Origin of the sequence: Tahibacter sp., from assembly GCF_035481375.1 — a bacterium.
In the GTDB taxonomy this organism is placed as follows: Bacteria; Pseudomonadota; Gammaproteobacteria; order Xanthomonadales; family Rhodanobacteraceae; genus Tahibacter.
Genome location: NZ_DATIGT010000104.1, coordinates 1 through 8716, shown reverse-complemented (window position 1 = coordinate 8716; position 8716 = coordinate 1). Strand labels below are relative to the sequence as shown.

The window sequence follows — 8716 nt, the reverse complement described above, 5'->3', positions numbered from 1 at the left end:
GAACTCGGCGAGACTGCGCCCGCCGAACGTGCGCGAGTTCGCCTGCTCCGCGCGGCGAGAGGCGTCGAGCCGCGGCCAGTCCTCGCGGCATGCGATCGTCATGAGCAGCCCTCCCGCCGGCGGTGCGACCGCGACATCGACGCTGCTCGCCTGGACCGCAAGCAGCGGACGCCAGTCGCCCGCCCGCGCGCGCGTGATCAGGTAGGGCACGCGCGCTGCGCTGCGCGGCGAATAGAGCAGGTGCTTGATCGTCTGCAGCAGGCGCAGACGCGAGACCGGCGCCGCGACCGGCCGTCCGCTGCGCGGATGCGGCAGCGTCGCCGTCGCAGCGGCGGCGTCGAGGTTGCGTAGCAGCGCGTCCAGATCGTTCGCGAGCGATGGAAACGCGCGTGCGCAGTCGGCGTCGCCGGCGCAGCGCTGCAGCAGCGCGTCGAGCGCGGTCTGGAATGCGAGGTCGTCCGCGCCGATGATCAGGTCCGCGTCGACGACGCCGTCGAGGATCAGGCTGCGCACCTGCGCCGGATGACGCTGCGCGTAGACCTGCGCGAGCCGCGTGCCGTAGGAACCGCCCCAGAGATTGATCCGCTCCGCGCCGAGCGCGATGCGCACGCGATCCAGATCCTCGGCCGCGCTTTCGGTCGAGTACGTCAGCAGCGACTCGCCGAAACCGCGCAGGCAGGCCAGCGTCGCGTCGCGCAGTGCTTCGTCGCCGCGCGTCAGCGGATCGCTGCCGTCGTCGCAATTCAGGCGTCCCGAGCGGCCCGTGCCGCGCGGGTCGATGAAGACGATGTCACGGCTGGCACGGGCTTTCGCGAGCGCGGTGTCGAGCAGCATGACAATGTCGCTGCCGGCCTGGCCGGGCCCGCCGGCGAGCACGAACACGGGATCGGGCTCGGCCTGCGCACGCACCGCAGGCGCGAGCGCGATGTGCAGGTCGATGCTGCCCTTGGCCGCGTCCGCGTAGTCGCGCGGCACGGCCATGGCGGTGCAGCGCAGCGCATCGCCATGGCCGGACAGGTGGCAGGACTGCCAGGTTGCCGCCGCGACGAGGCGCGCTCCGCACAGTGTCAGCAGGCCGATCAGATAAATCCATGCGCGCATCCGGAGCACCTCGATTCGTGTCGATGTGCTTCTAGTCCGGGCGTGGAGGAAAACCTTACAGGCAGGACGGAGGGAGCGGCCGGGACCGGCGCTGTTTCCTACCGACTCAATACTTTTGCTACAGGCACGCCGCGGTTTCCGCGACGTCGCCGACGCACAGCTGCGGCGGCGCTTCGGACGCCGGCTGCGGCAGTCCCTGCGACAGATCGTCGGCATAGGCCGGCGCACCGGCATACGGTGCGCGCAGCGTCATGTGCCAGCCGCGCGCGGCGAGCGCGCGCTGCGCCATGGTCGACGCCTCGCCGCCGACGAGCACGGTCTTGTCCTCGATGCGGAATTGCGGCGCGGCGAAGAACTCGCCCATGTCCGCGGTCCAGCTGAGCCAGTCCAGCGGCAGCGGCAGCAGCAGCCGGTCGTCGTCGCCGCGCCAGGCGAGCGCCGCACCGACGACGAACAGTTCGCCGCCCTGCGCGCCGTGCCGGCGGATCAGTCGCAATGCATTGACGAGATAGCGCGCTTCCAGTTCGCTGCGCGTGCCCGCGCCGATCTCGATCAGATCGTTGCAGCCGCGCGCCGGTTTCAGCGCATCCAGTTCGTCGGCGAGCGCCGTGCGCAGACTGTCGTTGAAGCCGCCGCGGCGCAGGAACTGACGTACCGCGAATTCATCGCTGCACCACTGCGCGAGACGCCGCCGGTTGCGCTCGCGCAGGTTTTCCTCGTCGAGTTCCCAGACCAGCGAGTTCAGCCGTCCGCCGACCGAGATCACCTCGGCCGCCGTGCCGCCGACCGCGTCGAGCGCCGCGCCGCCGCTGAAGTTGCCCGCGACGGCGGCCCAGGCCAGCGTGTCGAGCCGTTCGCGCAGCAGCGGATTGCTCGAGCTCGGGTCGACGCCGAGATGCTTCGCCATTTCACGGCGCATCGTGTTGTAATCGAGCTGACGCTTGGCCTCGCGTCCGATTTCCTTGCCGATGCTGCCGTACCAGGGCTTGTCCCGCCGGGTCGCGGTTTCGCCCCGCAGCGGCGCGCGCGCCGCGCTCATCGGCGCCTGCGGCGCGCGGAACGGATCGCCGTCGGCGCCGAACTCGCGCGCGGCGCGGTCGCCGACCGACTGCGCGCGGCCGCTCCAGCGCTGCACCTGCTTGCGGAAATAACGCGCGACGCCGGACGGCAGTCCGGCCAGCGTATCGATCGGATGCGACACGACCTGCCAGACCGACTTGCCGGTCTTCTTCATTTTCCCGCCGAGCGCATGCGCGAACGCGCCGCTGCGGCTCGCGCGCTCGAGCGTTTCGATCGCGGGAACCTCGGCCTGGCGGATCGCGAGCAGCTCGACGCTTTCCGCCGGCACTTCGCCGAACGGCGTCGAGAGTTCGAAGCGCGCCATGTAGCCGTGCACGACGGCCTGCGGCGCGACCGTCGCGTTCGGCGCCGACAGCAGCGCCGGCTGCACGATCGCGGCCGCGTTCAAGATCGGCTCCGCCTCGAACGCGTCCTCGGCACGGAGATCGCCCGCCGCGACGAGCGCGGCGAACAGACAATGTGAAAAACGCGACATCATGCGCGGTCGGCCGGCGCCGGCGGGCGCCGCGCCGGCATCAGTTCCAGCTGCAGACGACCTTGCCGCAGTTGCCGGCTTCCATGAGTTCGAAGCCGCGCTGGAAGTCGTCGATGTGGATCTGGTGCGTCAGCACCTTGGCCAGCGGGAAGCCGGTCAGCACCATCTGCGTCATCTTGTACCAGGTCTCGTACATGCGGCGGCCATAGATGCCGTGCAGCACGAGGCCCTTGAAGATGACCTTGTCCCAGTCGATGCCGGCGCCCTTGGGCAGGATGCCGAGCAGCGCGATCTTGCCGCCGTGATACATGCAGTCGAGCATGTCGGCGAAGGCGCGCTGGTTGCCGCTCATTTCGAGGCCGACGTCGAAGCCCTCGATGTGCAGTTCCTTGACGACGTCCTTGATCGACTGCTTGGCGACGTTGACGACGCGCGTCGCGCCCATTTCGGCGGCGAGCTTCAGTCGGTAGTCGTTGACGTCGGTGACGACGACGTTGCGCGCGCCGACATGCTTGCAGATGCCCGCGGCGATGATGCCGATCGGACCCGCGCCGGTGATCAGCACGTCCTCGCCGATCAGGTCGAATTCGAGCGCGCAGTGCGCGGCGTTGCCGTAAGGATCGAAGAACGCGGCGAGCTCCGACGGAATCTGGTCGGGAATCGGCCAGAGGTTTGAAGCGGGCATGGCAATGTACTCGGCGAACGCGCCGTGGCGATTGACGCCGATGCCGATGGTGTTGGGGCACAGATGCTGGCGCCCGGCGCGGCAGTTGCGGCAGTGGCCGCAGACGATGTGGCCTTCGGCCGACACGCGCTGTCCGACCTGATAGCCGCGCACGCCGGCGCCCATGTCGACGATGCGCCCGACGAACTCGTGACCGATGACGAGACCCGGCTTGATCGTGCGCTGCGACCACTCGTCCCATTTGTAGATATGCAGGTCGGTGCCGCAGATCGCGGTCTTCTCGAGCTTGACGAGTACGTCGTTCGGGCCGATCTCGGGCATCGGCACTTCTTCCATCCAGATGCCCTTGGTGGCTTCGCGCTTGACCAGGGCCTTCATCATCTTGGACATGGGACAACCTCGGCTGGGGGCGGCGATTATAGGCGCCGCCGGCCGGCGGGGCGCGCCGCCGCCGCAGAGTCCGGCGCTGGTCCGGTTCATGTTGCTGCGGCGCGGCATCCTCGGGCGGGCCGCCGAAGTCGGCTAGCCCTCGACGATCCACTCGACGCGGTGCTGCCCGAAGCGACCCTGGGCCAGATGCTGGGTCAGCACCGGCAGCAGTTCCTCGAGCTGGCGTTCGAACTTCCACGGCGGGTTGACGATGGCCATGCCCGTGCCGTTGAGGCGCAGCGCCGAGTTGTCGGGGTGCACGAGCAGCTCGGCGACGAGCACCTTGGCAAAGCCGCCGTTCTTGAGCCAGCGGTGGAACCCGGCGATCTGCTGGCGCAGCTTGATCGGATACCAGATCGCGTAGATGCCGTTGGGCCAGCGCGTCTGCGCGTGCTTGAGCGCAGCCTCGATCACGCGGAATTCGCCGTCCTGCGCCTCGAACGGCGGGTCGATGAGGACGAGCCCGCGCTTTTCCTTCGGCGGCACCAGCGCTTTCAGGGCCTCGTAGCCGTCGCGCTCGTGCACGGCCACGCGCGGATCGGCGCGAAACAGCGCGCGCAGGGCCGCGGCTTCGTCGGGCTGCAGTTCGCACAGCTGCGCGCGGTCGCCGTCGCGCAGCAGCAGGCTCGCGAGCAGCGGCGAGCCCGGATAGACCGCGATGTCGTGGCCGGGACGGTTGTTGTTGAGCGCGCGTATGAGATTCAGATAGACGTGCAGCGCGGCCGGCAGCCGCGACGCATCGAGCAGGCGCATCACGCCGTCGGCGTATTCGCGGGTCTTCAGCGCTTCCTCGCCGTGCAGGTCGTAGCGGCCGCGGCCCGCGTGGGTGTCGATGTAGCAGAACGGCGTCTGCTTCTGCTTGAGCGCCTCGATCAGGCCGACCAGCACGCTGTGCTTGAGCACATCGGCAAAATTCCCCGCGTGATACGCATGCCGATAGTTCATGAGCTCTCCTTGGCGCGGCCGCGCGGCCAGTATACGGGCCTGCAGCGTTGCCGCGGTCGCCGGCCGTCGGCGCGGCATGACTTCCGGCACCTACGCGGACGCGGCAACATGCGACAGTTCGCGCCCATCGTCTTTAATCACCGTTTGCCGGGGGAGTTCATGAAGCGTCTCTTGAAATGGCTGGTCAGCCTGCTGCTGATCCTGGTCGTGCTCATAGGCCTGTTGTTCGTGCATGTCTGGTATTTCAAGCCGGCCAAGCTCGACTGGTTCTATACGCGCGTGTTCGCGAAGTTCGCGGTCAGCAATCCCGAAATGCTGTCGAGCATGCGGATCCTGCCGCAGTGGATGGATTTCTACAGCGACGACTTCGCCGACGCGTCGCCGGCCGAGGAGGAACGCCAGTTCCTGATCCTCAAAGACAGCTACGACATGCTGCACACCTACGACCGCAACGCGCTCGACGCGGACGGCAAGCTGTCCTACGACGTGCTCGACTACTTCCTGCGTCTGCAGGTCGAAGGCGACGCGTTCCGCGGCTACGGCTTCCCGGTCAACCAGATGTTCGGCATCCAGAGCGCGCTGCCCGATTTCATGGCGCAGCAGCATCCGGTCGCGAGCAAGGGCGAGGCCGAGGACTACATCACGCGTCTCGACAAGTTCCCGTTGAAGTTCGATCAGACCATCGAATACCTGAAGCTCTACGAGAGCAAGGGCATCTGGCCGCCGCGCTTCACGGTCGACAAGGTCATCACGCAGATGCAGGGTTTCGTCGGCGTCGCGCCGAAGGAAAACACGCTCTACACGACCTTCAAGGACAAGCTCGACAAGATCCCGGCCGGCGACATGGATCAGGCCACGCGCGACGGACTGCTCGCGCGCGTCGAGCAGGCGATCAAGGAAAAGGTCTATCCGTCCTATCAGAAGCTCATTGCCTACGAGGAAGCGCTGCGCGCGAAGGCCGACGGCAACTACGGCGCCTGGCACCTGCCCAACGGCGACGCCTACTACGCCTGGTGCGTGCGCAACCACACGACGACGGAAATGACCGCCGACCAGATCCACGAGATCGGCCTGTCGGAAGTCGCGCGCATCAGCGCGGAAATGGACGCGATCCTGCGCGAACAGGGCCTTGCCGACGGCACGATCGGCGACCGCGTGCGCGAAATCACGAAGCGTCCGGACCAGCTGTTCCCGGACACGCCGGAAGGCAAGAAGGCGCTGCTCGCGCAGTTCCAGGCCATCATCGACGACATCGACGGCAAGCTCGGCCCGGCCTTCGACATCCGTCCGAAGCTCGGCGTCAAGGTCGAAGCCGTGCCGGAATTCGCCCAGGCCACCGCGCCGGGCGCGTACTACCAGCCGGGCGCGTTCGACGGCTCGCGTCCGGGCGTGTTCTACGCCAATCTGCGCAATGTCGCGGAATTGCCGAAGTTCACGATGCGCACGCTGGCCTACCACGAGGCGATTCCGGGTCATCATTTCCAGATCGCGATCCAGCAGGAACTCAAGGGCGTGCCGTTCTTCCGCCGCGTGCTGCCGTTCACCGCGTTCTCGGAAGGCTGGGCGCTGTACACCGAGCGTCTCGCCTACGAACTCGGCTTCCACAAGGATCCGCTGGACAACCTCGGCCGCCTGCGCGACGAGATGATGCGTGCCGTGCGCCTCGTCGTCGACACCGGCATCCATGCCAAGAAGTGGACGCGCGAGCAGGCGATCTCGTACATGCTGGACAACACCGGCATGGTCGAGACCGACGTCGTTGCCGAGATCGAGCGCTACTTCGTCGCCCCGGGCCAGGCGCTGGGCTACAAGGTCGGCATGATCAAGATCCTGGAACTCCGCGAAAAGGCGAAGAAAGAACTTGGCGACAAGTTCGACATCCGCCAGTTCCATAACGTCGTGCTCAAGACCGGCGCGCTGCCGATGGTGCTGCTCGAACGCGCCGTCGACGAATGGATCGCCAAAACCAAGGGCGCATGAGCGCGGAAGTCCGGATAGCGTGTTTCCACGGTGCGGCGGTGACGCCGCACCTGCCGGCCGTCGCGGCGCTGCGCATCGCGGTGTTCCGCGACTGGCCGTATCTGTACGAAGGCACGACCGAGTACGAGGCGAATTATCTGTCGGCCTATGCGCGTTCGCCGCGCAGCCTGTTCGTACTCGCTTTCGACGGCGATCGCGTGGTCGGCGCATCGACGGCGATACCGCTGGCCGACGAGGTCGGCGCGTTCCAGCAGCCGTTCCTCGAACGCGGCATCGATCTCGGTGCCGTGTTCTATTTCGGCGAGTCCGTGCTGCTGCCGGCCTATCGCGGCCGCGGGCTCGGCCATGCGTTCTTCGATGCGCGCGAGGCGCGTGCGCGCGAACTCGGCTTCGGCCTGACCGCGTTCTGCGCGGTCGAACGCGACGTCGACGATCCGCGCCGCCCGCGCAATCATCGCGATAACGATGCGTTCTGGCGCAAGCGCGGCTATGCGCGCCAGCACCTGATGTTCTGCCGCCTCGAATGGCAGGAAGTCGAATCCGACACGATGCAGATGCACGATCTGCGCTTCTGGCTGCGCGAACTGGAGACGGTCTGATGCGCGTCGCGTGCGCGCAGTGGCCGATCGCCGCGCCGGCGGATTTCGCCGGCCATGCGGCGCGATTGCAGCGCGAAGTCGGCGCCGTCGCGGCGCAGGGCGCCGCACTCGCCGTGTTTCCCGAATACCTCGCGCTCGAACTCGCCGGCAGCTTCGCTGACGAGTGCCGCCGCGATTTCGCCGCGTCGCTGGCCGCGCTGCAGCCGCTGTATGCCGACTGGCAGGCCCTGTTCGCCGGTCTCGCCCGAGACAGCGGCGTGCACGTGCTCGCCGGCACGTTCCTGCTGCGCCAGGCCAACGGCCGCTACCGCAATCGTGCCGAACTGTTCGCGCCCGACGGCCGGCGCTGGTTCCAGGACAAGCTGACCCTGACCGGCTTCGAGCACGCGAGCGGCGTGATCGAGCGCGGCGATCGTCTGCAGGTGTTCGACACCGCGCTCGGCCGCCTTGCCGTCAACGTCTGCTACGACTGCGAGTTTCCGCTCTATGCGCGCCGCCAGTACGAGGCCGGCGCGCGCCTGCTGCTCGTGCCGAGCTGCACCGACACGCCCGCCGGCGCGACGCGCGTACGCGTCGGCTGCGCCGCGCGCGCGCTCGAAAACCAGATCCACGTCGTGCAGTCGGTCACCGCCGGCGACGCCGCGTGGAGTCCCGCGCTCGATACCAATACCGGCATCGCCGCCGTGTTCGCGCCCAGCGATCGCGGCCTGCCCGACGACGGCATCGTCGCGCAGGCGCAGCCCGGCACCCTCTGGTCGTACGCCGACGTCGACGCCGACGCGCTCGCGCGCGTGCGCCGCGACGGACAGGTTGCGAATGCGGCGGACTGGGATGCGCAGTTGCGGCCGGACGTCGCCGCCGCCGCCGTCGTGCGCTGACGCCGGCCGGCGCCGGGTTGCCGGACAGCACGGCCGGACACGTTCCGATCGCACGGAATCCGCGAGCGGCAATCCGGCTGCAGTGGGCGGCGAGGCCGCAGATGCACGGGTCCGGAACCGGCGCGTCGTCATGTGGGTCGTTCTTGACCCGCCCCGCGATCCGGGCCGGGTCGGCGCAGCCGCGCAGCCGTGTGCTGAAAAGTGGAAAAAATACTTTTGGCGGTTCCGGGCGGCGTAGTCTTGGCGCGGATCCTGCGACGTCGCTGCGCTCGTGTCCGCCAGCGGCGTGTCGAGCGGCGCGCGCCGGCCGCGAGGTGGAAATTGGGCTTTTTCGCGATTGCGATGTTCTGCTGAGAGTTCGCGCGTCGTTTCGCCACCTATGGGAACGTCGGGAAGCTTCGACTCCGGAAATCGCCGGAACCGGGGTTCTTGAGATGCCCGCATGGGGACGTCGAAAGCGTCGGCGTTTTCGCGGCGCCGTCATGCGCCGCTCGCGATCGGGCGCATGAGCGCTCGATCGGCGGGGCCGAGTCCGGGCCTGCGC

Annotated in this window: 7 protein-coding genes; 3 read left to right on the top strand and 4 right to left on the bottom strand. The window is 68.1% G+C overall.

Annotation, left to right across the window (positions count from 1 at the left end; translation table 11 throughout):
- The 4 genes from VLF18_RS06600 to VLF18_RS06585 all read right to left on the bottom strand — a co-directional run.
- Nucleotides 1–1101, bottom strand: a 1101-nt coding sequence (locus tag VLF18_RS06600) for an alpha/beta fold hydrolase (RefSeq protein WP_325278825.1), incomplete at its 3' end; no start/stop codon positions are given.
- Between the two features lie 118 nt (nucleotides 1102–1219).
- Nucleotides 1220–2659 carry a hypothetical protein gene (locus tag VLF18_RS06595; protein WP_325278824.1) on the bottom strand — a complete coding sequence of 480 codons (1440 nt, stop codon included), beginning with the start codon at nucleotides 2657–2659 and terminating at the stop codon, nucleotides 1220–1222.
- A 37-nt stretch (nucleotides 2660–2696) separates the two neighbouring features.
- Nucleotides 2697–3719, bottom strand: a complete 1023-nt coding sequence (gene tdh, locus VLF18_RS06590; RefSeq protein ID WP_325278826.1) for an L-threonine 3-dehydrogenase — start codon at nucleotides 3717–3719, stop codon at nucleotides 2697–2699.
- 144 nt (nucleotides 3720–3863) lie between these two features.
- Entirely contained in the window at nucleotides 3864–4715 is an 852-nt protein-coding gene (locus VLF18_RS06585; protein ID WP_325278823.1) for a 23S rRNA (adenine(2030)-N(6))-methyltransferase RlmJ, read from the bottom strand.
- Nucleotides 4716–4874: 159 nt separating this feature from the next.
- On the opposite strand from VLF18_RS06585, the gene VLF18_RS06580 reads away from it, so the two are divergent.
- Genes VLF18_RS06580 through VLF18_RS06570 form a run of 3 tightly spaced genes read left to right on the top strand, consistent with a single transcriptional unit; the run spans nucleotide 4875 to nucleotide 8172 of the window.
- Nucleotides 4875–6695: a DUF885 domain-containing protein gene (locus VLF18_RS06580; RefSeq protein ID WP_325278822.1), complete on the top strand. Its 1821-nt coding sequence runs from the start codon at nucleotides 4875–4877 to the stop codon at nucleotides 6693–6695.
- A complete protein-coding gene (locus VLF18_RS06575) occupies nucleotides 6692–7294 on the top strand; it encodes a GNAT family N-acetyltransferase (RefSeq protein WP_325278821.1) in 603 nt (200 codons plus the stop codon). Before VLF18_RS06580 ends, VLF18_RS06575 begins: the two co-directional genes overlap by 4 nt.
- Complete coding sequence (locus VLF18_RS06570) at nucleotides 7294–8172, top strand: carbon-nitrogen hydrolase family protein (protein WP_325278820.1); 879 nt, start codon at nucleotides 7294–7296, stop codon at nucleotides 8170–8172. Before VLF18_RS06575 ends, VLF18_RS06570 begins: the two co-directional genes overlap by 1 nt.
- Nucleotides 8173–8716 lie beyond the last annotated feature (544 nt).